Raw genomic sequence first — 24274 nt, 5'->3', positions numbered from 1 at the left:
CGCGGCCGCGGCGACCACGGCGCTCGTCGCGGTGGCGGTGGTGCTCGGCAGCCCCGACGACGCCGGGCGGAACACCGGAGACGACACCACGACGGCACCGGCCAGCCCGACCTCGGTGTCCGCGGCCAAGCCCGCGGCGTGCCAGGACACCCCGCTCCGCAAGGATCCGCCGTTGAACTTCCCCGGCTCGGCGGAGATCGTCGAGCGGCTGAACCGGTCGGTGCCGGAGGCGGTCGGCGAGCACCTGGCCGGCGGCTCGGTCGAACGCTCCGACCCGATGCTGGCCATGGACTGCCCGCCCACGCTCGTCTCGGGTTACTTCGTCGGTGACACCTCGATCGCGCTGTTCCTCATCCACGCTCGCCCCGAGCTCGACGACGCCCGGGACCGCTACGCCGACGCATTCCCGGTGACCGACGAGTTCACCGCCGAGGACGGTGCGCTGATCCGGGTCTACGAGGTCACCAAGGGCGCGTTCGACGGCAAGGTCAGCAATGCGGACCGGGGGCTGATCGTGACGCGCTTCGGCACGGACGGCATGGTCGCCCAGACGTCCATCTCCCCGCGGAGCTCGGTGGCCGTGGCCGACGTCGTGGCGCTGCTCGGCGACCCGCGGCTGCACTTCCCGATCCCGCAGTAGGACGTCGGTAAGCTGGGCAAACGTGAAGCCCCGCATCGCCAACGTGCTCGCCGACCGGTACGCCTCCGAACAGCTCGCCGAGCTCTGGTCCGCCGAGCACAAGATCAGGCTCGAGCGGCGGCTGTGGCTCGCGGTCCTGCGCGCGCAGGCCGAGCTGGGCGTCGACGTCGACGAGTCGGTGATCGCCGACTACGAGCGCGTCGTCGACGACGTGCGGCCCGACGAGATCGCCACGCGCGAGCGGGTCACGCTGCACGACGTCAAGGCGCGCATCGAGGAGTTCAACGCGCTCGCCGGGCACGAGCAGGTCCACAAGGGCATGACCTCGCGCGACCTCACCGAGAACGTCGAGCAGCTGCAGATCCGCGACTCGCTCGTGCTGGTCCGCGCCCGCACCGTCGCGGTGCTGGCCCGGCTGGCCACGCTCGCCGCCGAGCACACCGACCTGGTCATGGCCGGCCGCTCGCACAACGTCGCCGCCCAGGCGACCACGCTCGGCAAGCGGTTCGCCTCCGCCGCCGAGGAGCTGCTCGTCGCGTTCGAGCGGCTGGACGGGCTGATCGAGCGCTACCCGCTGCGCGGCATCCAGGGCCCGGTCGGCACCGGGCAGGACATGCTCGACCTGTTCGGCGGCGACGTGTCCACATTGGACGAACTGCAGCGCCGGGTCGCGGCCCACCTCGGGTTCGCCCGGACCTTCGACAGCGTCGGCCAGGTCTACCCGCGCTCGCTGGACTACGACGTCGTGTCCGCCCTGGTCCAGCTGGCGGCGGCGCCGTCGTCGCTGGCGAAGACGATCCGGCTCATGGTCGGCCACGAGCTCGCGACCGAGGGCTTCCGCGCCGGCCAGGTCGGCTCGTCGGCCATGCCGCACAAGATGAACACCCGGTCGAGCGAGCGGGTCAACGGCTTCGCCGTGATCCTGCGCGGCTACGCCTCGATGATCGGCGAGCTGGCCGGCGACCAGTGGAACGAGGGTGACGTGTCGTGCTCGGTGGTGCGCCGGGTGGCGTTGCCGGACGCGTTCTTCGCGCTGGACGGGCTGGTCGAGACGTTCCTGACCGTGCTCGACGGGTTCGGTGCGTACCCGGCGGTGATCGCCCGCGAGCTCGACCGGTACCTGCCGTTCCTCGCCACCACGAAGGTGCTGATGGCGCTGGTTCGGGCGGGCGTGGGCCGGGAGACCGCGCACGAGGCGATCAAGGAGCACGCCGTCGCGGTCGCGCTCGCCATGCGGGAGCGCGGCCAGGAGCGCAACGACCTGCTCGACCGGCTGGCCGCGGACCCGCGGATCCCGCTCGACGGGGACCGGCTCGACGCGCTGCTCGCAGACCAGCTCTCGTTCACCGGCGTCGCGGGCGCGCAGGTGGCCGCCGTGGTCAAGCGGGTCGGCGAGGTCGTCGGCCGGTTCGGCGCCGCCGCGACTTACTCACCAGCGGCGATCCTGTAGCGCCGGTTACCGTGTGCGGGTGGCGACCGTATCCGCTTTGAGCTACTACCCGGTCAAGGGCTGCGCCGGCGTGTCCGTGCAGCGCATGGACGTCATGGCGACGGGGCCGCGGCACGACCGGGTGTTCCTGTTCGTCTCGCCGGACGGCACGTTCCGATGCCAGCGCCGCACGCCCCGGCTCGCGCTCGTGCGGCCGGAGGTCGTGCACGACGGCACCAAGCTCACACTGTCCGCGCCGGGCCACCCGGACGTGACGGTCGACGTGCGCACCGACGGTCCGCGCCGGCCGGTGTCCGTGTACTCCTGGCACGGCGTCGCCGTCGACCAGGGCGACGACGCCGCCGAGTGGGGCAGCGCGGTGCTCGGCGAGCCGGTCCGGCTGACACGCGCGGCGCCCGACCACGCGCGGGCCTTCGACGACGCCCACGGCCCGGTCCACTTCGCCGACTCGACGGCCCTGCACCTCACCGCACTGTCCTCTTTGGACGATCTGAACGCGCGGATCCTCGAACGCGGTGGTGAAGCCGTGCCGATGGCCCGGTTCCGGCCGAACATCGTGGCTACGGGCTTTCCGCCGTTCGGCGAGGACGACCTGCGCACGGCGCGGGTAGGCGGGGCGGAGCTGCGCTACGTCAAGCCGGACGTGCGCTGCCAGGTCACGATGGTCGACCAGGACCGCGGCGAGCGGGCCGGCCCGGAGCCGATCCGCACGCTGGCGACGTTCCGCCGCGACCCGGACGGCGGCGTGACGTTCGGCGTCAAGCTCGCCGTGGCCACCCCGGGCACGATCGCCGTGGGCGATGAGATCACGACAGGCTGACAGCGGCGCTCACCCACGAGTCGGGACGATTCGGCCAGACTGGGCCGATGAGCTACGACTGGATCTCGTTCACGACCGACTACGGCATCGATGACGGGTTCGTCGGGGCCTGCGAGGGGGTCATCGCGCGGATCGCTCCCGCGCCGCGCGTGCTGCACGTCAGCCACACCGTGCCACCCCAGGACGTCCGCCGCGGCGGGGTGATCCTGGCCCAGGCGGTGCCCTACCTACCGTCCGCCGTGCACCTCGCCGTCATCGACCCGGGCGTGGGCACCGACCGGCGCGGCATGGTCGTCGTCGCGGCCGAGGGGCTGCTGGTCGGGCCGGACAACGGCCTGCTCATCCCGGCCGCGGAGATGCTCGGCGGGGTCCGCGCCGCCTACGAGCTCACCGAGCCCGCCTACCAGCTCTCCCGCGTCTCGGCGACCTTCCACGGCCGCGACGTGTTCGCCCCGGCGGCCGCGCACCTGGCCGCCGGCATCGCCCCGGAGAACTTCGGCGCGCCCGTCGACGTGGCCACGCTCGTCCGGCTGCCGGAGCCGGAAACCCTGGTGGAGCAGGGGAAGCTGACCACGGAGATCCTGTCGGTGGACAGCTTCGGCAACATCCAGCTCGCCGCGACCGGGGCCGACCTCGACGCCGCAGGCGCCACCCCAGGCATCACCGGGCACGCGAACCTCGCCGGCCGCTCGGTCACCGCCACCGTCGGTCGCACGTTCCAGGAGACCGGGCCGGACACGCTGCTGGTCTACGTCGACTCGGCGGGCCGCGTCGCGCTCGCCGTCGACCGCGGCTCGGCGGCCACCGACTTCAGCGCCGTGCCCGGTGACCAGGTGCTACTCCTGTTCGCCCGGCCCTGAGAGGTTCGCCCGACCGGTGCCGGCGTGTCATCTCGGTGTCAGGTTGTCGTCATTCCAGCATGGCCTCATGGGGAGCGTGACCGCACGACTGCTCGTGTCACTGTCGGGGCTCAACGCTCGCACGTTGGACCGCGGTGCCGAACTCAGCGACCAGCTCGCCGACCGCGGGGTGCCGCTCTCGCTGCTGCTCTCGCCCCGCGTGGCCGGCGCCGACCAGCCCGGCGCGGTGCGCGCCTGGGTCCGGCAGCGCCGCGCCGCGGGCGACGCGCTGCTGCAGCACGGGTACGAGCAGGCCGCCGAACAGCGCTCGCTCGTGGTGCGCCGGCGCGCCGAGTTCGCCGCGCTGCCCGCACACGAGGCGGGCCTGCGCCTCGTCGCCGCCGGCAGCGCGATGGAGCGGCTCGACCTCGCGCCGGAGGGCTTCGTGCCGCCGCGCTGGCTCGCCTCACCGGGCACGCTGGTCGCGTTGCGCCGCAAGGGCTTCTCGCTGTGTGCGGACCTGGTGAGCGTGCGCGACCTGCGGACCGGGACCGTCCACAGGGGACGCGTGCTGGGCTTCGGGTTCGGCGAGCGGACCGAGCCGTGGTGGTGCTTCGCGCTGGTCATGGGCGCCGCGCGGACCGCCCGCCGGGGTGGTCTGGTGCGCCTCGCGGTCGACACGGCCGACCTGCCGCGCTCCGGTCCGCGCCAGGCCCTGCTGGACGCGGTGGACATCGCGTTGCACCACGGCGCCCACGCCGTCACCTATCCGGACCTGGTCAGAGCTCGTTCCGCGCGAGCGGCGTGAGGACGGCCAGCTCGCAGCCCTCGGGGGCCATCCGGGAGAACCAGCCGTAGGTCAGATGCAGGCCGGTCTCGTTGAGCAGGCCCTGGTGGATCGGCACCGCGACCCGCGGGGCGACCGCGCGCAGGAAGTCCACGGCCTCGCCGGTCTTCAGCCAGGGCGCCGCGGTGGGCAGGCCGAGCACGTCGATCTTCTGCTCGGGCACGAAGAGCGAGTCGCCGGGGTGGAAGAACGCGCCGTCACCGACGACGTAGCCGGTGTTGGGCGGCATGGGAACGCTCGGGTGGATGATCGCGTGCTCGCCGCCGACGACCTGCACGTCCGCGCCGCCGAGGGTGAGCGTGTCGCCCGGGGACGCCTGCTCCGCGGCAAGGCCGATCTTCGTGGTCTCCTCGACCGAGCCCGGGTCCACGATCAGCGCGGCCTGCGGGTTCTCCGCGACGAGGGCGGGCAGCCGGGTGGTGTCGAGGTGATCGGCGTGCTGGTGGGTGATCAGGATGGCGTCCAGGTCGCGGGCGTCCTCGAAGCCGGCGGACAGCACGCCGGGGTCGAACAGCAGCCGAGCCGAGCCGGTGTCGAGCAGAACGCACGAGTGTCCGAAGTGAACGATTTGCACGCGGCACAGGCTAGTCGCGCCGGTCACTACCGACGAGTAGCGTGACGGTGGAAGGCGACCAGGGAGGTCAGCATGACCAGCGTGAAGCCTGCGACCACCGGTGAGCGGACGACGTTCGACTCGCTCGACCCGGCGACCGACGAGGTGGTCGGCACGTTCCCGGTGCACGCTGCCGCGGACGTCGAGGCGGCCGTGGAGCGCGCCCGTGCTGCGTCGTCGTGGTGGGCGGGTCTCGGCTTCGCCGGCCGCGAGGAGCGGCTGCGGCGCTGGAAGAACGTGCTGACCACGCGGTCGGCGCAGCTCGCGGAGCTCGTGCACGCGGAGACGGGCAAGCCGCACGGCGACGCGATGCTCGAGATCGTGCTGGCCATCGACCACACGGCGTGGGCGGCGAAGCACGCGCGCAAGGTGCTGGGCCCGCAGCGGCGCGCGGCCGGCCTGCTGATGGCGAACCAGGCGGCGACCGTGGAGTACCAGCCGCTCGGGGTCGTCGGCGTGATCGGGCCGTGGAACTACCCGGTGTTCACGCCGATGGGCTCGATCGCCTACGCGCTCGCGGCCGGCAACGCGGTCGTGTTCAAGCCCTCGGAGTACACGCCAGGGGTGGGCCGGTGGCTCGCGGAGTCCTTCGCCGAGGTGGTGCCAGAGCAGCCGGTGTTCGCCGTGGTCACCGGGTTCGGCGAGACGGGCGCGGCGCTGTGCCGCTCGGGGGTCGACAAGCTCGCGTTCACCGGCTCGCCCGGGACGGGCCGCAAGATCATGGCCGCGTGCGCGGAGACGCTGACGCCGGTGCTGATCGAGGCGGGCGGCAAGGACGCGCTGCTGGTGGACGCCGACGCGGACGTCGCCGCGGCCGCGGACGCCGCGGTGTGGGGCGGGATGTCGAACGCCGGGCAGACGTGTGTGGGCGTCGAGCGGGTGTACGTGCACGAGCGGGTCTACGACGAGTTCGTGGCGAAGGTCGTCGACGTGGCGTCGACGGTGCGGGCCGGGTCGGACGCCTCGGCGAAGATCGGCCCGATCACGATGCCGGCCCAGCTGTCGGTGATCCGCCGGCACATCGCGGACGCGCTGTCGCGCGGCGGCCGGGCGCTGGTGGGCGGCGAGGACGCGGTCGGCGACCGGTTCGTGCAGCCGACGGTGCTGGTGGACGTGCCGGAGGATTCGGCGGCCGTGCGCGAAGAGACGTTCGGGCCGACGCTGACCATCGCGAAGGTCCACGACATGGACGAGGCCGTCGCCAAGGCCAACGACTCCCGCTACGGCCTGGCGTCGACGGTGTTCTCGAAGGCTCGCGGCATGGAGCTGGCCCGCCGGCTGCGGTCGGGGATGACGTCGGTGAACTCGGTGATCAGCTTCGCCGGTATCCCGTCGTTCGGCGGCGTCGGTGACTCGGGCTTCGGCCGCATCCACGGCCAGGAGGGTCTGCGTGAGTTCGCTCGGGCCAAGGCCATCGCCCGGCAGCGTTTCCGCCCGCCGCTGCTGCTGACGACGTTCGACCGCTCTCCGAAGACGGACGCGAAGGTGGCCAAGCTGATCAACCTGCTGCACGGCAAGCGCTGAGCCCTTCTCTCGCACGCGGCCCGCTCGCGGTCCGTTCGCCGTCCGCGAGATCGGTGGCGGTTGGTGGCGGTGCGGGTCAGGGTTGACGTATGCGACTCCTGGTTCTCGGTGGGACGATCTTCGTCGGATACGCGGTGGCCGCCGAGGCGCTGCGGCGCGGCCACGACGTGGTGTGCGCCGCGCGCGGCGAGTCCGGCTCGGTGCCGGACGGCGCCACGCTGGTCAAGGTCGACCGCGACGCCGAGGACGGCCTCGCGCCGCTCGCCGGCGAGGCGTTCGACGCGGTGGTCGACGTCGCGCCGCTGTCCTATCCGTGGGTCGACCGGGCGTTGCGCGAGCTCGCGGACCGGGCGGGGCACTGGACCTTCGTGTCGACGATCAACGTGTACGCCGACAACGCGACGACCGGCCAGACCCCGGCGACCGGTTCGCTGGTCCCGGCGTTGCGCCAGCACGCCACCCGCGAGGAGATGATGGCGGCCGGCGATGACGGGGTCCTGCTGTACGGCGGGATCAAGGTCGCCGGCGAGGACGCCGTCCGCTCGGCCATGGGCTCGCGGGCGTTCGTCGTCCGGCCGGGGCTGGTCACGGGTTCGTGGGACCGCAGCGACCGGTTCGGCTACTGGCCCGGCCGGTTCGCGCGGGGCGGGCGGGTGGTTGTGCCGGACGTGCCCGACCAGCCGATGCAGTACCTCGACGTGCGCGACCTGGCGACGTGGATCATCGACGCCGGCGAGAAGGATGTCGTCGGCACCTACGACGGCGTCGGCCCGCAGCAGCCGCTGCCCGAGTTGCTGCGCGGTATCGCCGACGCGGTCGGTTCGGACGCGGAGCTGGTGCCCGCGACCCCGGCCCAGCTCGCGGCGGCGGAGGTCAACCCGTGGTCGGGCCCGCGCTCGCTGCCGATGTGGCTGCCGTCGGACTACGACGGCATGAAGTCCCACGACGTGACGCCCTCGCTCGAGGCGGGCATGCCGGTCCGCCCACTGGCCGAGGCGGTCGCGGACGCGCTGGAGCGGGAGCGAGAGCTGGGCCTGGACCGCGCACGAAAGGCGGGCCTTTCGGCGGAGGAGGAGCAGGAAGTCCTCGCGCAGCTCTAGCCGTCCAGAGCGCCGAAGAACCGAACTGGCACACGGGATGTGGACACCACCGCATCTCCCGGCTGGAGCCCCGCGCGCTGAGCCACACCTGTCCACAACCGGCAGACCTGTCCACAGAACCTGCTTGACCACGCCTTTTGTCAGAGCCCCCCGGTAGACTGACGGTCACGAGGGGTGCCCCCGGAGAGGGTGGGGGCTACGTTTCTTGCGTTCTGCACGCGCGTGCGCGCGGGAAACGTGACTTGCGCGCGGAACGCGAGCGCTTGGGCCCGTCTCGAACGGGTGAACCCGCAGCTTGGGTAGGCTTTCCGCGGTACCCGACCCCACTCGCGTTCAGGAGCTGCCCGCCGTGGCCCGAGTCGTCGTCGACGTCATGCCCAAGCCCGAGATCCTCGACCCGCAAGGCCAGGCTGTCGCGAACGCGCTGCCTCGGCTGGGTTTCACCGGGATCTCCGAGGTCCGTCAGGGCAAGCACTTCGAGCTGGAGGTGGACGACTCCGTCGACGACGAGACGCTCGCCAAGATCGCCGAAGGCTTCCTCTCCAACCCGGTGATCGAGGACTTCACCGTCCGGCGGGTCCAGTCGTGACCCGCGTCGGCGTGATCACCTTCCCCGGCACGCTCGACGACGTGGACGCCGCCCGCGCAGTGCACTACGCGGGTGCCGAGCCGGTCGCGCTCTGGCACGGCGACGCCGACCTGCGCGGGGTCGCCGCGGTCATCGTGCCCGGCGGCTTCTCCTACGGCGACTACCTGCGCGCCGGCGCGATCGCGCGGTTCGCCCCGGTGATGACCGCCGTCATCGAAGCGGCCCGGGGCGGCATGCCGGTGCTCGGCATCTGCAACGGCTTCCAGATCCTGTGCGAGGCGGGCCTGCTGCCCGGCGCGCTGCTGCGCAACGGCGGTCTGCACTTCGTCTGCCGCGACCAGCCCCTGCGGGTCGAGCGCACCTCGACGGCATGGACCGGCCGGTTCGCCGTCGGCGACGAGATCGTCATCCCGGTGAAGAACATGGACGGCCGGTTCGCCGCGTCTCAGTCCACTGTGGACGAACTGGAGACCGAGGGCCGGGTCGTGTTCCGCTACTCCGGGTCGAACCCCAACGGGTCCGTCCGTGACATCGCCGGGATCTGCTCGGCCGACGGCCGGATCGTCGGCCTGATGCCCCACCCCGAGCACGCGATCGACGAGCTGACCGGCCCGAGCACCGACGGGCTCGGCCTGTTCCGCTCGGTCCTGGAGGCGGTGGTGTCGGCATGACCGCGACCGTGCAGACCGACACCGTCGACTTGGCCGCGGCCACGCCGGAGGTCGCGCAGCCCTACCGCGAGCTCGGGCTCAAGGACGACGAGTACGCGCGCATCCGCGAGATCCTCGGTCGCCGGCCGACCGACGCCGAGCTCGCGATGTACTCGGTGATGTGGTCGGAGCACTGCTCCTACAAGTCGTCGAAGGTCCACCTGCGCTACTTCGGCGAGACCACGACCGACGAGATGCGCGCGACGATGCTCGCCGGCATCGGGGAGAACGCCGGCGTCGTGGACATCGGCGACGGCTGGGCGGTCACGTTCAAGGTCGAGTCGCACAACCATCCGTCCTATGTGGAGCCCTACCAGGGGGCGGCGACCGGGGTCGGCGGCATCGTGCGCGACATCCTCGCGATGGGCGCGCGGCCGCTCGCCGTGATGGACCCGCTGCGGTTCGGCGCCGCGGACGCGCCCGACACCCGGCGGGTGCTGCCCGGCGTGGTGGCCGGCATCGGCGGCTACGGCAACTGCCTCGGTCTGCCCAACATCGGCGGCGAGGTCGTGTTCGACCCGTCCTACCAGGGCAACCCGCTGGTCAACGCGCTGTGCGTGGGTGCGATGCGGGCCGAGGACCTGCACCTCGCGCACGCGTCCGGCACCGGCAACAAGGTCATCCTGTTCGGCGCGCGCACGGGTCTCGACGGCATCGGCGGCGTCTCGGTGCTGGCGTCCGACACGTTCGCCGCCAGTGACTCGTCGGCCGAGGGCGGCGCCGGGCGCAAGAAGCTGCCGAGCGTGCAGGTGGGCGACCCGTTCACGGAGAAGGTGCTGATCGAGTGCTGCCTGGAGCTGTTCCGGGAGGGCATCGTCGTCGGCATCCAGGACCTCGGCGGCGCGGGCCTGTCGTGCGCGACGTCGGAGCTGGCCTCCGCGGGTGACGGCGGCATGCACGTGGTGCTCGACCGGGTTCCGTTGCGTGCCAAGGGGATGACGCCGGCGGAGATCCTCTCGTCGGAGTCGCAGGAGCGGATGTGTGCGGTGATCCGGCCGTCCGATGTGGACGCCTTCCTGCGGGTGTGCGCGAAGTGGGACGTCACCGCGACGGAGATCGGCGAGGTCACCGACGGCGACCGGCTGGTGATCACCTGGCACGGGGAGACCGTGGTGGACGTGCCGCCGCGGACGGTCGCGCACGAGGGCCCGGTCTACGAGCGTCCGGTCGCGCGGCCCGCCGACCAGGACGCGCTGCTGGCCGCGTCGCCGGCGGAGCTGGCCCGGCCGGCTGACCTGCGCGCGGAGATCCTGCGGATGGCCGGCTCGCCGAACCTGGCGTCGCGGCGGTGGGTCACCGAGCAGTACGACCGGTACGTGCGCGGTGGGACGGTGCTGGCGCAGCCGGCGGACGCGGGCATGATCCGCATCGACGAGGCGACCGGCCGCGGAGTCGCGATGTCGTGCGACTGCAACGGCCGGTTCGTGCGACTGGACCCGTACGTGGGGACGCAGCTCGCGCTCGCGGAGGCGTACCGGAACGTGGCGGCGTCGGGCGCGCGACCGATGGCGGTGACGAACTGCCTCAACTTCGGCTCGCCGGAGGACCCGGGCGTGATGTGGCAGTTCCAGCAGGCCGTCCGCGGCCTGGCGGACGGCTGCGCGACGCTGGGCATCCCGGTGACCGGGGGCAACGTCAGCTTCTACAACCAGACCGGCGCCACGGCGATCCTGCCGACCCCGGTCGTCGGCGTGCTCGGCGTGATCGACGACGTGCGCCACCGGATCCCGACGGGTCTCGGCGCCCCCGGCGACACGCTGGTGCTGCTGGGTTCGACGGCCGACGAGCTCGGCGGCTCGGAGTGGGCGCACGTGGCACACGGCCACCTGGGCGGCCGGCCGCCGGCGGTCGACCTGGAGCGCGAGCGGCTCATCGGGTCGGTGCTGCGGTCGGGCGGCGTGTCGGCGGCGCACGACCTATCCGAGGGCGGGCTCGCGCAGGCGTTGGTGGAGGGCTGCCTGCTGAGCCGCCACGGCTGCCGGGTGGCACTCGAAGGCGATCCGTTCGTGGCGCTGTTCAGCGAGTCGTCGGCGCGCGTGCTGGTCGCCCTGTCCCCGACGGAGGCGGTCGAGTTCACCGACCGCTGCACGGCGGCGGGTCTGCCGTGGACCCGCCTGGGCACGACGGAGCCGACCGACACGCTGGAGATCGAGGGCCTGGCCCCGCTACTCCTGACCGAGCTCCGCACGGTCTGGGAGGGCACGCTGCCAGCCCTGTTCGACTAGTTGTCCACAACCGCCGAGGTTGTCCACAGCAGACCCAGAGTTGATCTCCCCGTGCCCCGCGACCGGTAGACTGGAACAGGGACGCCCCTGGAGAGGGTCAGGGACAGCTGTCTGCGGCGATCAAGCCGCACACCCATCCTCCGCAACACCGATCGCGGCGCGTCAGCAGCCCACTCCCCGATCCCGGTAACGATCGACACCCCGGCAGCCACCGCCGCCGCAGCGAACCCCAGAACCGACATCACCGAATGCCGCACACCCCGCCGACATCGCGGATCAGGCACCACCCGCAGATGTACCCCCAGGTCAACCACCCACACGCGATCACCAGCACCCGAACGGGCAGACCTCGAGCGGGCCACACCCACCACCACACCAGCAACCAGGCAAGATTCAACAACGGGCACGGCTCTCTCACATGACCATGGGACCTAGACAATCACATGATCAACGAGTCGTGCACGCCCCACCGCCGGGATGATCGACTTTGCCGGAGCCCTGCCGGAGAGGGTGGGGGTCAGCGTGTAACTTGCGCGGCAGTTTGCGCAGTTCAGGGGCGGGCGAGGCCCGTCTCGGGGGAGTAGTGCCAGCCGGGTGGTGGGGTGACCTCGGCGCGGAAGGTGGCCTTCGTGAAGTCGGCCTCGCGGGCGAAGTCGGCTTCGGCGAACGAGACGCGGTCGTTCCATGTCGACGACGCGAACTTCGTGTCGCCCTGGAACGTCGTTCGGGACAGGTCCACGAGTCCGTGGGCGGTGAAGCGGCTGAACCACGTCCGCTCGCGGAACACCGTGTCCTGCGCGTACAGCCGGCCCCACGAGCGGCCGCCCGTGAACCAGGCCGGGCCCCGCACCTCGCAGTGGTGCAACGAGTTCGACTCGTACAGGTTCAGCTCCCGCGCCCGCAGCTGGCCGATCACCCGGTACGACAGGTCGAAGTACTCGAGCGTCGCCCCGTGCAGGTCGAGGTCGTAGGCCGCGGCGGCCGGATCGTCGACACGAGGCAGCAGGTCCGCGATCAGCCGCTGCGCGGTCAGCCGCACCTGCAACCAGCGCTCCGCCGCCTCGCGCGCCTTCCGCTCCTCGTAGCTCTCCGGCGGCGGCTCGAGGCCGCGCCGGGCGGCGTACCGCGGGTGGTCGAACGGCCGCCGCAGGTACGAACAGATCACGTCCAGCACGTCCTGTGTGTACGACGGCCGGCTGCGCGCCAACCCGGCCAGCGCGTGCAGCGCCCCCACCCGCACCTGGTCGGCGTCGTCGCCGAGCAGCTCCACCGCCCGCAGGAACCGCTCGTCCGCCGCGCGCTCGCGGTCGTGCTCGGCCCGACCGCTCTCCAGGTCCTGCCGCGCACGCTCGAGCTCCTGCCGGCTCTCCTCCACGCGCCGCCGGCGGTCGTTGAGCCACAACGCGTACAGCGCCACGACCGAGCCCGCCGCGAGCCCACCGGTCTTCAACGCATCGCCACGGCTGGCGGCAGGACCGGTCAGCAGCCAGCCGGCGACGAGTGCGAACACGCCCAACGCGACCAGCACCGTGCCGAGCAGCCGCAGGTGGTCCCGATGGCGACGCCACACGTTCCAGACCACGAAGACGGCGACGCCGCCAGCCAGCGCGGCGGCGCCGAACCCGATGAACAGGGCGTTCATCGGCGACGCCCGCGACCGGCCGACGGCATCAGCATGCTCACCCGGCGCGTCAGAACGCGTAGAAGGTGAAGATGCACCACCCGCCGTCCTCGAGGAACGCGCTCGTCCTCGCGGCGGAGGTGGGCGCCCCGTTCAGCGTGCCCGTGAGGTCGACGCCGATGTACTCCGACTGGGACTCCATGCCCGCGGTGTCCAACTGCAGGTTCGCCTTGCCGGTGACGGCGTCGTCGATGTCGCGCTGGCTCGTGCTGTCCGGGCACAGCTTGCCCTTCGCGCCGGCCGCGTCGCCGCCGTTGACCTGGTCGAGGAAGCCCTGCACGAACTCCTCGCCGTCGCCGCCGGAGCCGCCGCCGGTCGGCAGGTCGGTGGGGTCGGTCGGCTCGCTCGGCGATCCGGTCGGCAGACCACCGCTGCCATCGCTCGGGAGGATGTCGTTCCAGCACCACTCCGTACCGTCCTTGACGACCGTCACGTCATAGGGCACGGCGTCGCCGTCGAGGGTGATGTCGAGGACCGCGGTCACCTCGTTGTCGGAGACCTCCTTGGTCTCCTTCAGCTCCGCGGCGGAGATCTCGTCGATGTCGTCGATGGCCGACTGGACGTTGGCATCGGCGTCGGCGCAGGTGAGGCTCTGCAGCGCGCTGCCGTCCTGCCCGTCGGCCGCCTGGACGAGTTCGTCGATGAACTCCTCCGCGCCGGCGGACGCGTCGTCCGTCTTGGACGGCTTGGCCGAAGTGGACGTGTCGCCGCTGCCGGACGCGGACTTCTTGTCATCACTGAGGAAGAAGCCGGGCGCGACGAACCCGGTGACGCCGAGGCCGCCGAGCAGCAGCACGACGATAGCCACGACGGCCACGATCATGCCGGTGTTCCGCTTCGGCGGGGGCGGGCCGCCGTAACCGCCGCCGTAGTTGGGGTAGCCGCCGGGGTACTGCGCGGTCTGGTCGTAGCCGCCGTACTGCCCACCCGGCTGCTGGAAGCCGCCGGACTGCGGGTAGCCGCCGGGCTGCTGATAGCCGCCCGGTTGCTGATATCCCCCGTACTGGTCGGGTTGACCGTACTGGCCCGGCTGGCCGTACTGGCCCGGCTGCTGGCCCTGACCGTACGGGTCGGGTTGCTGGCCATACGGCTGCTGTGGGTACGTCATCGCCTTGGGTTCCCTCCCCGGAGAACAGTCCCTGCCCGGAGTCCGACGTGCTCTCGGGGGGCTTCGTTCCCGCCTCACGCGGGAGCTTAAATGGACGGAGGGGGCCTTCGCCCCGATGGTGGGCGAAAGCCCCCTCCTGGGGGTTGAGCCGAGTGTCTAGTCGGGAGTCCGCGCGAGTACCTGCAGCCGGTCGTAGGCCCCGTTGAACGAGTTCTGGTCGATCGGCGACGAGCTGTACTGCCAGACCGTGTAGACGCTCCAGCCGATCGGCAGCTGGCCGACCGAGGACGCGTACCGGGCGACCCACAGCGGGTTGGTCGAGCCGAAGCTCGAGCCGACGCACTGGTTCCACCAGCTGGTGGACGTGTAGATGGCCGGGTACTTGTCCCACCGCGCCTTGTAGGTGTTGCTGAAGTCGCGGATCCAGTTGGTCATCGAGGTCTTGGACAGCCCGTAGCAGGTGGCGCCGTACGGGTTGTACTCCATGTCGAGCGCGCCCGGCAGCGTCTTGCCGTCACCGGACCAGCCACCGCCGTTGCTGGAGAAGAAGTTCGCCTGCGTGGCGCCGCTGGACCGGTCCGGCAGCGCGAAGTGGTACGCGCCGCGGATGAAGCCCTGGTTGAACGAGCCGTTGTACTGCTGGGCGAAGTACGGGTTCCGGTAGCCGGTCCCCTCGGTCGCCTTGGCCCACACGAACCGCTTGCCGGCGTTCCACTGGGCCGGCCAGTCCACGTTGCCCTGGTGACCGCTGACGTCGATGCCGGGCACGGAGGCCTGGGCCGTGACGTCCTCGGGGTCGAACGAGCGCGGCGGCATCTGCGCCGTGCCCTCGTGCAGACGGATCTGGGAACCCATCGGGTGGTCGTACTTCTGCACCATCGCGTCGACCGAGTCATGACCGCCGGCAGGGGAGGCGGCCTGGTCGGCCAGGGCCGGAGCAGCTGCTCCGGCGAGGATCAGGCTTGCGGCCACCGCACCGGCCGCGATCAGTCCGCGACGTCTGCCGCGGAGGAAACGGTTCATGGGATCGCCCTTTCCGAATCGCCCTCGCGTTGGCGGCTCACGGGCTGGAGCTGCCAAGATACAGATTGTGGTCGCGTAGTACCGATTTGTCACGTTGTCTGGTTAATTAGTAACGGCTACTTCGATAACGTTTTGAGCCGCCGGTCGTTGGTCACTTGGGCGCCCTAAGCTCTGCGTCGGAGGTTGGTGCTCCGCCCTGGTCGTGTGACCAGTACTAACGGTCGGAGCATGCACGTGGACGGAGCGTGAGGACCACCGTATCCTTCGGGATACCTCGGAGCAGGTTGTCCGACGGGGAACTGTGCCGGAAGGTGTGACCGTGGCAGGCGCTGCAGGGTCCGGCCGCGATGAGTTCGTGGCGGCGTGGGCCAGTGCGCTCTCAGACACCGCGTTCGTGCCGACCGAACGGTCGGCACTACTCGAACGGGTGGGTGAACTCGCCGACCTCCTGACGGCATCGGTAGCCGCCCGGGAGTGGGAGCCGGCCCCGGTCGAGCGGGCCGGCGCGGAGATCGTCCGGCTGGGCTTCTTCGCCCCTGACGCGCTCGCCGCGACCCTGCGGCTGGCGGCCGGGCACCTGGCCGGGTCGGACCGGCGGGACGCCGCGCAGGCCGCGCTCGCGGCCGGGTTCGTGCGGGCCGCCCACGAGCGGATCTTCACCGAACAGGAGACGCTGCGGCGCTCCGCGCTCGAGGCCCGCGACAGCGCCGAGGCGGCGAGGCGCACGAGCGAGGCCCGGTTCCGCGCGATGTTCTCCGACGCCGCGATCGGCATCGGCATCACGGACACCGAGGGCCGGCTGCTCGAGGTCAACGCGGCCATGGCCGGGATGCTGGACCTGCGGCCCGAGCAGATGCACCACCACCACCTCGTCGAGTTCCTGCACCCCGACGACCCGCCTGAGCTGCGCCACTACTTCGACGAGATGGTGGCCGGCACGCGCGACCACTACCGGATCGAGCGGCGCTTCCGCAAGCGCGACGGCACTCCGCTGTGGACGAACGTGACCGTCTCGCTGGTGCGCGACGAGACCGGCGCGCCGCAGCTGCTCGTCGGCATGGTGGAGGACAACACCGAGCGGCACGTGCTCTCGGAGAAGCTGCGGCACCAGGCCAACCACGACCCGCTGACCAGGCTCGGCAACCGCGCGCTGTTCACCGAGCGGCTGAACGCCGCGTTCGCCGCGGGCGACGGGCAGCGGATCGGCCTGTGCTATCTCGACCTCGACGGCTTCAAGGCGATCAACGACACGCTCGGCCACGTGGTCGGCGACCAGCTGCTCGTCGAGATCGCGGACCGGCTGCACCGGCTGGTGCGGGCGCCCGGCCGGCTGCTGGCCCGCATGGGCGGCGACGAGTTCGTGGTGCTGGTCGAGCACACCGACGGGATGGCCGAGCTGACCGCGCTCTCCGAGCGGATCCTGGCCGCCGTCGCCGAGCCGGTCCACATCGCCGGCCACCGGCTGACCGTGTCGGCCAGCGTCGGCATCGTCGAGCGCCCGGTGGCCACCTCCACGCCCTCGGACGCGATGCGGGACGTGGACGTGACGCTGCACTGGGCGAAGGTCGACGGGAAGAACCGCTGGGCCTGCTACGACCCGGAGCGCAACGCGCGGGAGATCGCCCGGATCACGCTGTCCGCCGCGATGCCGGCCGCCCTGGAGAACCGGGAGTTCTACGTCGACTACCAGCCGATCGTGCGCCTGTCGGACGGCCAGCTGCTCGGCGTCGAGGCGCTGGTGCGCTGGGCGCACCCGGAGTTCGGCCGGCTCGGCCCGGACCGGTTCATCGGGCTCGCCGAGGAGACCGGGCTGATCGTGCCGCTCGGCCACTGGGTGCTCGCGGAGGCGTGCGAACAGGCCGTGGGGTGGGCGCGGCTGGGCGGGCTGGAGCCGGTGGTGAGCGTGAACCTCGCGGCGCGCCAGGTCGCCGAGCCGGGGCTGGTCGACGACATCGTCCAGGTGCTGCGCACCGCGGGGCTGCCGCCGACGAGCCTGCAGCTGGAGCTGACCGAGAGCGCGATCATGGGCACCGGCGAGCCGCTCGGCGCGCTGCACAAGCTCGTGGAGCTCGGCGTCCGGATCGCGATCGACGACTTCGGGACCGGCTACTCGAACCTGTCCTACCTGCGGCACCTGCCGGTGCACGCGCTGAAGATCGCCGGCGCGTTCGTCGAGGGCCTGCGCGCCGACGAGGCGGACTCGGTGGACGCCCAGATCGTGACGGCGCTGGTGTCGCTGGCGCACTCGCTGAAGCTGGACGTGATCGCCGAGGGCGTCGAGACCCGCGACCAGGCCGACCGCCTCCGGGCCATCGGCTGCGACCAGGCCCAGGGCTGGCTCTACGCCAGACCAGGCCCGCCCGCGAAGATCAACCCGTGGCTCGCCTGAGGTGTTCGGCGGGGATCATCGCCGAGACCGGGCCGGCCGGGTTGAGCACCAGCGGATGGCCGTACAGCAGCGGCACCAGCTCGCGGCCTGAGACTTCGCGCCACCCCGGCCACACCGGCGGCACGCACGCGACCGACGTGCACGCCGGCACCATGACGGTGCCCTGCCGCGCCGGGAAGCCGGTCACCGAGCGGTCCCGCGGCGAGGTCGCGTAGAGCAGCAGCGTCGCGCGCAGCACCGCGGCCGGCAGGACCGCCTCGTCGACGTGGCCGGACCGGATCAGCTGCAGCGTCCGCTCCAGGTCGGTCGTCGGCTCCGGCATCCGCAGCGCGGCCGGCGACGGGCGATACTCGGTGTTGCGCCGGAACGCCGCGCTGATCTCGCCGTTCGCGTCGACCGGGTACGCGCCGACCACGCCCCACGGCGGGATGTCGGCGTCCGCGTCGAAGGCCGGATCGATCACGTAGAGCCAGGTGCCCGGGTTCGCCCGCGCGCTCACCCGCATCTCCGGAGTGATCTGCGGGGTGACTTGGCCTGACGACTGCTCTGACATGGCCACATCGTAGGTCCGTTCGGCCCAATCGGTAGGTTGGCGACCATGCGGACCTTACGCATCGCGCTCGCGTCCCTGCTGCTCGTCGCGGGCTGCTCCACCGCGGAGCCAGGCGAGCCGCGGGCCGCCGACCAACCGCCCACCAGCACCGAACAAACGGACCAACCGGACGAACCGACCTCGTCCACGGTGCCGCCGCCGACCAGTTCCGCGCCGCGAGACCGGCCCAAGGACATCGACATGGCCGGCGTCGACATCTGCAAGGTCGTCGCCGGCCTGCCGCGGCGCGAGTACGGCCTCGACGGCGACCGGCCACCGCTCGGCGGCACCTCGGTGATCTTCCCCGGCGCCAAGGACTGCTTCGCCAACGGCATCCAGAAGAACCTGTCACTCACCCTGATCGCGGTCCCCGACGAGGACGCCCGCGAGTTCGTCGATACCGCGAACGCCGAGGTCACGGACTTCGAAGCGCAGGGTTACCCCTTGTCGGTACTCAAGCCCGCGCAGCCGGAGAACTGCTTCGGCGTCCTGGACGTGCACGACGGCCAGCTCCTCTTCATCTCCTACGGCATGGGCAACCCCAGAGGCGAGCCGGTCACGCCGCAGAAACGGCTGTGTGACACAGTGCCCGAGATCGCCGCATCGGCGATCTCGGCGCTCGGCTGACGTCATGGTCACGACACGCCGACGTCCCTGAAGAAAGTTTTCGATGTTGGCCAGTTGCTCGTGGGAACCGCCACACGGCCGGCCGCATCAGAGATACAGTCGTCGCAATCGCACAGACTGAGGGAGACGTGCCGTGTTTGCTGCGGATGGTGGTGGCGGGGGAATCGCGCCAGCGGGACCCACCTTCACTGGTACTCAAAACTTGCGCATCGAGCCTTGGGCAATCCCCGAGGCTTTGAAGGCGTTCCGTGAGGCCCACGAGCGGGTGTCGGCCAAGGTTCGGGAGCTCGGCGGACTGCCGGTACGCGACTGGGCAGGGGACCCGGTCAGCGGCGAGACGGCACAGCGGTTCACCGAGCGATCCAACGGTGCCGGCGCCGAGTCGGCCATCGAGTGCCTCACCGGCTACCAGAATCAGCTCGCGAACGCGATCGAGTCGCTCAGCTCGGCACACGCCGACTACCTGGCGATCGAAGGCACCGAGACGGCCCGCTGGGGCAAGTACTAGGCCGACTTCCAGTCCGCACGCGAAGGATTGAACTCCATGGGTTACCGATGGCGGGGATTCGAACACCCTGAGCTCTACGACATGATCAACAGCGGCCCCGGTTCGGCCGCGTCCGAGCCGCAGACGCAGTACTGGCGGAGCCTGACCGACGAGCTCACCCAGGTCGACGAGGCGCTCAACAGCCAGCTGAAGACGATCGGCGCGAGCTGGGAGGGCGAGGCCGCGGAGCGCGCGCAGACCGGTCTGACGCCGCTCGCCGAGTGGGCCACCGACGCCGAGACCGCGTCGTCCGTGATGCGGATCTCGTCGGAGAACCAGGCCGACTACATCTCCACGGCGCGCTCGAACATGCCGGAGCCGGTCGCGGTCACCACGCCGGCGCCGTCCGGCTGGCAGATGGCCGCGGCGGGTCTGGGCATGGCCACCGGCAACCCGGGTCCGGCCGTCGCGGTGGCGATGCAGGCCGGTGACCACGAGGCGCAGGAGGCCGCGCAGAGCGAGGCTCAGCAACAGGCCGTCCAGACGATGCAGAACTACGAGAGCAGCAGCACCTGGAACCGGGACACGCTGGGCACCTTCGTCACGCCGCCGGACGTGGTCGTCTCGACGCCGCCTCCGCAGGGCGGCACGGCGGGCGTCGTCACCGGCCCCGAGTCGCAGGCCGGCCCGAACGCGGGCGGCAGCACGCAGGCCGCCTCGGCCGGCGGTACCGCCACGATCCCGACCGGTAGCGGCGGCAGCAGCCCCTCGACCCTCACCCCGATCGGTGCCAACGGCGGGGCGACGCCCCCGGCCGGTGGGCAGCCGCTCCCGGGTGCGGGCGTGTTCGCGCCGCCGGCCGTCACCACTCCCTCGGGTCTGGTGCCGCCGCCCGGCCAACCCGTCGGCGGCCCGCCGGTGCAGCCGGGTCCGGGCATCCCGCCCGTCAACCCGACCAACCCGGGACCGGCCAACGGCCAGCTTCTGCCGCCCTTCGGCAACACCGGCAACACGAACCCGACGACCGGCGGCAACGGCCCGCTGAACGGCGCCAACCGCGGCCCGCTCGGCCCCGGTGGCGTCCAGCCGATCCCCGGCAACGCCGGCGACGTGGCTCGCCGTGGCCTGCCGGTGCGCGGCGGCCTGCCGGGCGGCGGTCTGGGCGGGCCCGGTGCGTTCGGTCCCGGCGGCGTCGGCGGTGCGGGCGCGGACACCACGCGTGGTGCCTCGCCGTACGGCCGCGCGCCGGGCGGAGGTGCCGTGCCGGGTGGAAGCGTCGCGGGTCGTCAGGGTCCCGGTGCCGCGAGCGCGGCCGGTGGTCGTGGTGCCGGAGTGACCGGTGGCCGCGGCGGTGTCGCGGGCCCGATGGGCGCCGGCGGCCGCCGTGCCGACGACGATGACGACGAGGAGCGCTTCGCGCCCGACTACCTGCTCGAGACCGAGGACGTGTTCGGCGATGACCGCCGGGTCGCGCCGACGGTCATCGGGGAGTCGACGCCGCAGGAGTAACAGCTGAACGAAGTCGGGGCGGGGTGTCGCGTTGTGCGGCGTCCCGCCCCGTTTCTCTGAGTAAGGTTGTGCTTGTGACCAGCACGTTCTCGATCGGTGAGCAAGAGACTCAGCCGATCACGTTGTCGGCCCTCGAGTTCGATGTGCTGTGGGAGCATCTGCGGCTCGGCCAGCTGCCGCTCGTGGTCAAGGTGCCGTCGCCGGGGAAGACGAACGACGAGCGCGCGCAGCTCGAGGAGAAGGCGTGGACGGACCTCGAGGGGCGCGGCCTGGGGCGGCCCGTCGAGGTGAACCCGGACATCGAGGACATCCTGTCGGCGCTGGCGAAGCCGGAGCGCGAGGTCGACCTGCGGGCGTACGCGGGACGCGGCACGCGGGTGCTCGCCGCGGCCGGTGGGGACGTCGCCGGGGTCGCGGAGCTGAGCGACGGCCAGGTGACGTTGCGGCGGGTGTCGGCCAGCGGGCTGCCAAGCGCGGTGCTGGCCGCGCTGCCCACCGCGGTGCCGGGTCCGGGCCAGTCGGTCACGCTGCGCACCTCGGACTTCGAGGCGGCCGCGCACGCGTCGGTGGGTACCCGCGACGGGTTCCAGGCGGCGTTGCTGGGACACGGGATCCGCAAGGACGACGCGGTCGTGCTCGGTGAGATGATCAAGGACGTGTCGGGGTTGGGCAACTTCGGCGCGGCCGCCCGCGACAAGCTCGGCCGGCGGCGAAGAGCCGAGCGAGTGGTGTCGTTCTTCGACACCGAGGACGGTCGCTACGTGCAGATTCGCCGCCCGTCCCAGGACGGCACCATGTGGACGACGATCTCGCCGGCCGACACCCGCAACCTGACCCACCACGTGCAGGAACTCTTGGACGAGATCGTCCGCGAGGCCGCGTCCTGACCGCGAAACCCGTAGACCCCCACGAACTCCGGTCGGCCGTACTCGCGGTTGCGCCCTGGCTCACCGGTGGCCCGACGCCCCCGCGCCCGACCCTGGCCGCGGCGGTCCGGCTGAGTCTGCGCACGCTGGCCCAGGTGGCGCCGGGCCGCAGCGTGGAGGTGCGAGTGCCGCCCTTCGCGGCCGTGCAGTGCATCGAGGGCCCCCGCCACACCCGAGGCACCCCACCGAACGTGGTGGAAACCGACCCGCGAACCTGGCTCGAGCTGGCAACGGGCCTGCTCGACTGGCCGGCCGCCGTCGCCGCCGGACGAATCACCGCCTCCGGCCAACGAGCCGACCTGTCGGACCATCTCCCGGTCGTCCGCCTCCCCTGACCTGCGACGTCACCGGTTGTCCACAAGCTGGAGTTGTCCACAGGCAAGATCCACACCGCCGCTTTCGTCGGTGCTCCTCGGTAGACTGGCATGAGGGGTGCCCCCGGAGAGGGTGGGGGTTTTGGGAGTCTGGTTCTGCACGCGCGTGTGCGCGCGGGGGAGTTCTCGCCGCCGATTCGTTGGAGTGGTTGGGATTCGCGGGCGGCGGGCTCGGCTTGCCGAGGCCGCCGGGCCTGATGAGCGGGCGAATCCCGAGGTCGGATCGGGCGTCGCGGCGGGCTGGTGCGTCAGCGATGTCGCGTTCGGCGAGGTGAGTTCGCCGTGGTGGGCTGGTTCGCGGGGGCCAGGTTCGGACTGGGGTGAGCCCCGCTGCGATAGTCGGTTCGCGTTGGGATGTCGGTCGCGTGGGACGGTGTGTGCGATGAGGTCGGATCCGGTTTGGAGTCCACCTGCGTTGTCGCCGGGTTGTCCACAGGTGACGGTTCGTGAGGTCGGGACCGTCAGTGGGTGGCGGTAGGCTGGAAACCGGGGGCCGGAGGCCACCTGCCGATCAGAAGATCCGGCCCAAGGTGTTGTCGTACAACGACTTGCCGGCCTCCACCAAGTCGCGACCGCCCTCCACGACGTCCCCAACAGTCCCGACCACGATGTCGCCCGCGTCGTTCAGGAGTTCGCCGCCCGTGGCGCGTAGTTCGTCCCACGCCCCGTCCCAGTCGCCGGAGAAGGCCTCCTCCGCCGCGGACGACAGGCCCGAACCCACGTCCCCGACGATGTCCACCGTCTCCTTGCCCAGGTTGGCCACCGCGTCGATGGCCGGGCCCACCACGGGCAGGTCCGAGCCCGGCAGCGACGGCGGCAGCGGCGAGTCCTCCCAGCGCGGATCCGTGACCGCGTCGTAGTTGCCCGTCGCGATGTTGCCCAGGTTCTGCAGCGACTCGGAACCGTCGGCGTAGTACATGCTGTGCGCGTCCAGCAGGTCCTCCGACGTCGCCGTGCCGAACTGGTTCGCGCCGAACGCGTCGTCGTACGGCGTGGTCGACGAACCGTCCGCGGTGAACCAGTCGCCGCTCGTGGCCTGCACGATCGGGTCGTGCTCGGTCATCCCCGCCCACACGTGGCCGGCGCCCGCCGACAGCTCCGACACCGACGACGCGCCCACTCCCGGCGAACCCAGGAACGCGACGTCGTCGGCGGCCAGACCGTTCATCGCCGCGTAGCCGACCGTCGTGCTGCCGTAGCTGTGCCCCAGCGCCGTCACGTGCGGGTCGTGCCCGGCCGCCTCGGCCGCCGCCCGGTAACCGTCCACATCGGACACCAACAGCTCACCGCCGGCTCGGGCGTTGTCCGTCGACACCACGCTCAGGTCCCACGACGGCGCGTCGTAGCCAAGCCAAGCCACCGTCGCGTTGCTGGCACCGGGCGCCGCCGCGTCCATCTGTTCCCGCAGCTCCACGGCCTGCCCGGTCGGGAACCCGTTCTCGAGCGTCGTCCCCACGCCGGGCACGGCGATCGCCAGGTGATCCGCCGTGTCCGGGTTGCCGAACGCCACCGCCAGCGCGCCGTCCCCGTTGCCCGGCCCCACCGGGTCGTACGACAGCACGTACACCGAGTCCGGCGCCCGCGCCTCCGCCTCGGCGACCCGCTCCGCCGCGGCCGCCGCGTTCTCCAGCTGCCGGTTCACGTCCTGCCGCTGGTCCAGCAGGTCCGCCAACGCCGGCTCCGACCGCAGCGCGCCCTCGTCCGCCGGGTCCAGACCGAACGACGCGGCCTGCGAGGCGATCTGTCCATCGAGCGACGAACGCGACGCCTCCAGCCGCTCCTGGTCCGCAGTGATCCGCCGCCGGTTCGCGACGTCCAGCACCTCGGCCGGCAGCCCGCGCAGCCGGCCCAGCTCGTCGAACCGCGTGGCCAGCAAGGAGTCCCGCTCCGCCGCGGACAACCCCTGCCACCACGCGGCCACCTCGCGCGGATCCGACCCCGGCGGCGGCACCGTCGGGCCGGCCGTCGGCGCGGTCGCCAGCCACGCGGCGTCCGCCCTGGCCGTCTCCGCGAACGCCGGTCGGATGCCGGCGAGCGACCCGGCGTAGGCCCGCAGGGTCTGCTCGTAGCCTTCGCGCACCGTGGTCAGCGCCCGGTTGACCCGGTCGGCCAGCGCCGTGAGCGCCGCGCCGTCCAGGCCCGCCGGCCGGGACCGCCACGCCGCGATGGCGTTGTCCGCGGCGGCGCGCATGGTCGTGTAC

At 71.9% G+C, this 24274-nt stretch carries 23 protein-coding genes; 16 read left to right on the top strand and 7 right to left on the bottom strand.

The window, feature by feature from the left end; genetic code table 11:
• From ACRDSK_RS17455 to ACRDSK_RS17435, 5 genes are all read left to right on the top strand, one after another.
• A partial coding sequence (locus tag ACRDSK_RS17455; protein ID WP_431442105.1) for a hypothetical protein occupies positions 1–640 on the top strand: 640 nt, incomplete at its 5' end.
• A 22-nt stretch (positions 641–662) separates the two neighbouring features.
• Complete coding sequence (gene purB / locus ACRDSK_RS17450) at positions 663–2090, top strand: adenylosuccinate lyase (protein ID WP_431442104.1); 1428 nt, start codon at positions 663–665, stop codon at positions 2088–2090.
• Between the two features lie 19 nt (positions 2091–2109).
• The gene (locus tag ACRDSK_RS17445; protein WP_431442103.1) at positions 2110–2910 is read left to right on the top strand and encodes an MOSC domain-containing protein; all 801 of its coding nucleotides are present in this window, start codon (positions 2110–2112) and stop codon (positions 2908–2910) included.
• Positions 2911–2957: 47 nt separating this feature from the next.
• Positions 2958–3770 (top strand): SAM hydrolase/SAM-dependent halogenase family protein, encoded by an 813-nt coding sequence (locus ACRDSK_RS17440; protein WP_431442102.1) that lies wholly within the window; start codon positions 2958–2960, stop codon positions 3768–3770.
• Positions 3771–3837: 67 nt separating this feature from the next.
• Positions 3838–4557, top strand: coding sequence for a DUF2334 domain-containing protein (locus tag ACRDSK_RS17435; RefSeq protein ID WP_431442101.1), 720 nt, complete (start codon positions 3838–3840; stop codon positions 4555–4557).
• On the opposite strand, the gene ACRDSK_RS17430 is transcribed toward ACRDSK_RS17435, so the two are convergent.
• Positions 4529–5170: an MBL fold metallo-hydrolase gene (locus tag ACRDSK_RS17430; protein WP_431442100.1), complete on the bottom strand. Its 642-nt coding sequence runs from the start codon at positions 5168–5170 to the stop codon at positions 4529–4531. The two genes, ACRDSK_RS17435 and ACRDSK_RS17430, sit on opposite strands and share 29 nt — an antisense overlap.
• Positions 5171–5242: 72 nt before the next feature.
• On the opposite strand from ACRDSK_RS17430, the gene ACRDSK_RS17425 reads away from it, so the two are divergent.
• From ACRDSK_RS17425 to purL, 5 genes are all read left to right on the top strand, one after another.
• On the top strand, positions 5243–6733 hold the full coding sequence (locus ACRDSK_RS17425; RefSeq protein WP_431442099.1) for an aldehyde dehydrogenase family protein: 1491 nt from the start codon (positions 5243–5245) through the stop codon (positions 6731–6733).
• Positions 6734–6822: 89 nt separating this feature from the next.
• Entirely contained in the window at positions 6823–7833 is a 1011-nt protein-coding gene (locus ACRDSK_RS17420) for an NAD-dependent epimerase/dehydratase family protein (protein WP_431442098.1), read from the top strand.
• 349 nt (positions 7834–8182) lie between these two features.
• Entirely contained in the window at positions 8183–8422 is a 240-nt protein-coding gene (gene purS, locus ACRDSK_RS17415) for a phosphoribosylformylglycinamidine synthase subunit PurS (protein ID WP_431442097.1), read from the top strand.
• Positions 8419–9093: a phosphoribosylformylglycinamidine synthase subunit PurQ gene (purQ, locus tag ACRDSK_RS17410; protein WP_431442096.1), complete on the top strand. Its 675-nt coding sequence runs from the start codon at positions 8419–8421 to the stop codon at positions 9091–9093. The genes purS and purQ overlap by 4 nt, the downstream gene beginning before the upstream one ends.
• Positions 9090–11357 carry a phosphoribosylformylglycinamidine synthase subunit PurL gene (purL, locus tag ACRDSK_RS17405; RefSeq protein WP_431442095.1) on the top strand — a complete coding sequence of 756 codons (2268 nt, stop codon included), beginning with the start codon at positions 9090–9092 and terminating at the stop codon, positions 11355–11357. The genes purQ and purL overlap by 4 nt, the downstream gene beginning before the upstream one ends.
• Here the strand turns inward: purL and ACRDSK_RS17400 are convergent.
• The 4 genes from ACRDSK_RS17400 to ACRDSK_RS17385 form a co-directional block, all read right to left on the bottom strand.
• Positions 11354–11641, bottom strand: coding sequence for a transposase family protein (locus ACRDSK_RS17400; RefSeq protein WP_431442107.1), 288 nt, complete (start codon positions 11639–11641; stop codon positions 11354–11356). The genes purL and ACRDSK_RS17400 overlap by 4 nt on opposite strands.
• 266 nt (positions 11642–11907) lie before the next feature.
• A complete protein-coding gene (locus ACRDSK_RS17395) occupies positions 11908–12999 on the bottom strand; it encodes a pentapeptide repeat-containing protein (protein WP_431442094.1) in 1092 nt (363 codons plus the stop codon).
• A gap of 49 nt (positions 13000–13048) precedes the next feature.
• Entirely contained in the window at positions 13049–14146 is a 1098-nt protein-coding gene (locus ACRDSK_RS17390; protein WP_431442093.1) for a hypothetical protein, read from the bottom strand.
• Between the two features lie 156 nt (positions 14147–14302).
• A complete protein-coding gene (locus ACRDSK_RS17385; RefSeq protein WP_431442092.1) occupies positions 14303–15169 on the bottom strand; it encodes a lysozyme in 867 nt (288 codons plus the stop codon).
• A gap of 319 nt (positions 15170–15488) precedes the next feature.
• On the opposite strand from ACRDSK_RS17385, the gene ACRDSK_RS17380 reads away from it, so the two are divergent.
• Positions 15489–17558 carry a putative bifunctional diguanylate cyclase/phosphodiesterase gene (locus ACRDSK_RS17380; RefSeq protein WP_431442091.1) on the top strand — a complete coding sequence of 690 codons (2070 nt, stop codon included), beginning with the start codon at positions 15489–15491 and terminating at the stop codon, positions 17556–17558.
• Here ACRDSK_RS17380 and ACRDSK_RS17375 read toward each other — a convergent pair.
• Positions 17539–18111, bottom strand: a complete 573-nt coding sequence (locus ACRDSK_RS17375; protein ID WP_431442090.1) for a type VII secretion system-associated protein — start codon at positions 18109–18111, stop codon at positions 17539–17541. The genes ACRDSK_RS17380 and ACRDSK_RS17375 overlap by 20 nt on opposite strands.
• Before the next feature lie 45 nt (positions 18112–18156).
• Here ACRDSK_RS17375 and ACRDSK_RS17370 point away from each other — a divergent pair, with 45 nt between their 5' ends.
• The 5 genes from ACRDSK_RS17370 (at position 18157) to ACRDSK_RS17350 (ending at position 22034) form a co-directional block, all read left to right on the top strand.
• Positions 18157–18777 (top strand): DUF3558 family protein, encoded by a 621-nt coding sequence (locus tag ACRDSK_RS17370; RefSeq protein ID WP_431442089.1) that lies wholly within the window; start codon positions 18157–18159, stop codon positions 18775–18777.
• A 235-nt stretch (positions 18778–19012) separates the two neighbouring features.
• A complete protein-coding gene (locus ACRDSK_RS17365) occupies positions 19013–19285 on the top strand; it encodes a hypothetical protein (RefSeq protein WP_431442088.1) in 273 nt (90 codons plus the stop codon).
• Between the two features lie 81 nt (positions 19286–19366).
• Positions 19367–20773: a hypothetical protein gene (locus tag ACRDSK_RS17360; RefSeq protein WP_431442087.1), complete on the top strand. Its 1407-nt coding sequence runs from the start codon at positions 19367–19369 to the stop codon at positions 20771–20773.
• A gap of 74 nt (positions 20774–20847) precedes the next feature.
• Positions 20848–21660, top strand: a complete 813-nt coding sequence (locus ACRDSK_RS17355) for an ESX secretion-associated protein EspG (RefSeq protein ID WP_431442086.1) — start codon at positions 20848–20850, stop codon at positions 21658–21660.
• Positions 21657–22034 carry a sterol carrier family protein gene (locus ACRDSK_RS17350; RefSeq protein WP_431442106.1) on the top strand — a complete coding sequence of 126 codons (378 nt, stop codon included), beginning with the start codon at positions 21657–21659 and terminating at the stop codon, positions 22032–22034. The genes ACRDSK_RS17355 and ACRDSK_RS17350 overlap by 4 nt, the downstream gene beginning before the upstream one ends.
• A 550-nt stretch (positions 22035–22584) precedes the next feature.
• Here the strand turns inward: ACRDSK_RS17350 and ACRDSK_RS17345 are convergent.
• Positions 22585–24274 (bottom strand): alpha/beta hydrolase (locus ACRDSK_RS17345; protein ID WP_431442085.1); only part of this gene is annotated, 1690 nt, incomplete at its 5' end.

The sequence above is a fragment of the Actinophytocola sp. genome, from assembly GCF_050699915.1.
Lineage (GTDB): Bacteria > Actinomycetota > Actinomycetes > Mycobacteriales > Pseudonocardiaceae > Actinophytocola.
This window is presented reverse-complemented; position numbering and strand designations above follow the sequence as displayed.

Excerpts from the sequence above, each read along its gene's own strand:
- ACRDSK_RS17440 (WP_431442102.1), top strand. The coding sequence starts at position 2,958 with ATGAGCTACGACTGGATCTCGTTCACGACCGACTACGGCATCGATGAC.
- ACRDSK_RS17435 (WP_431442101.1), top strand. The coding sequence starts at position 3,838 with ATGGGGAGCGTGACCGCACGACTGCTCGTGTCACTGTCGGGGCTCAAC.
- ACRDSK_RS17425 (WP_431442099.1), top strand. The coding sequence starts at position 5,243 with ATGACCAGCGTGAAGCCTGCGACCACCGGTGAGCGGACGACGTTCGAC.
- ACRDSK_RS17420 (WP_431442098.1), top strand. The coding sequence starts at position 6,823 with ATGCGACTCCTGGTTCTCGGTGGGACGATCTTCGTCGGATACGCGGTG.
- purL (WP_431442095.1), top strand. The coding sequence starts at position 9,090 with ATGACCGCGACCGTGCAGACCGACACCGTCGACTTGGCCGCGGCCACG.
- ACRDSK_RS17395 (WP_431442094.1), bottom strand. The coding sequence starts at position 12,999 with ATGAACGCCCTGTTCATCGGGTTCGGCGCCGCCGCGCTGGCTGGCGGC.
- ACRDSK_RS17390 (WP_431442093.1), bottom strand. The coding sequence starts at position 14,146 with ATGACGTACCCACAGCAGCCGTATGGCCAGCAACCCGACCCGTACGGT.
- ACRDSK_RS17385 (WP_431442092.1), bottom strand. The coding sequence starts at position 15,169 with ATGAACCGTTTCCTCCGCGGCAGACGTCGCGGACTGATCGCGGCCGGT.
- ACRDSK_RS17375 (WP_431442090.1), bottom strand. The coding sequence starts at position 18,111 with ATGTCAGAGCAGTCGTCAGGCCAAGTCACCCCGCAGATCACTCCGGAG.
- ACRDSK_RS17370 (WP_431442089.1), top strand. The coding sequence starts at position 18,157 with ATGCGGACCTTACGCATCGCGCTCGCGTCCCTGCTGCTCGTCGCGGGC.
- ACRDSK_RS17360 (WP_431442087.1), top strand. The coding sequence starts at position 19,367 with ATGATCAACAGCGGCCCCGGTTCGGCCGCGTCCGAGCCGCAGACGCAG.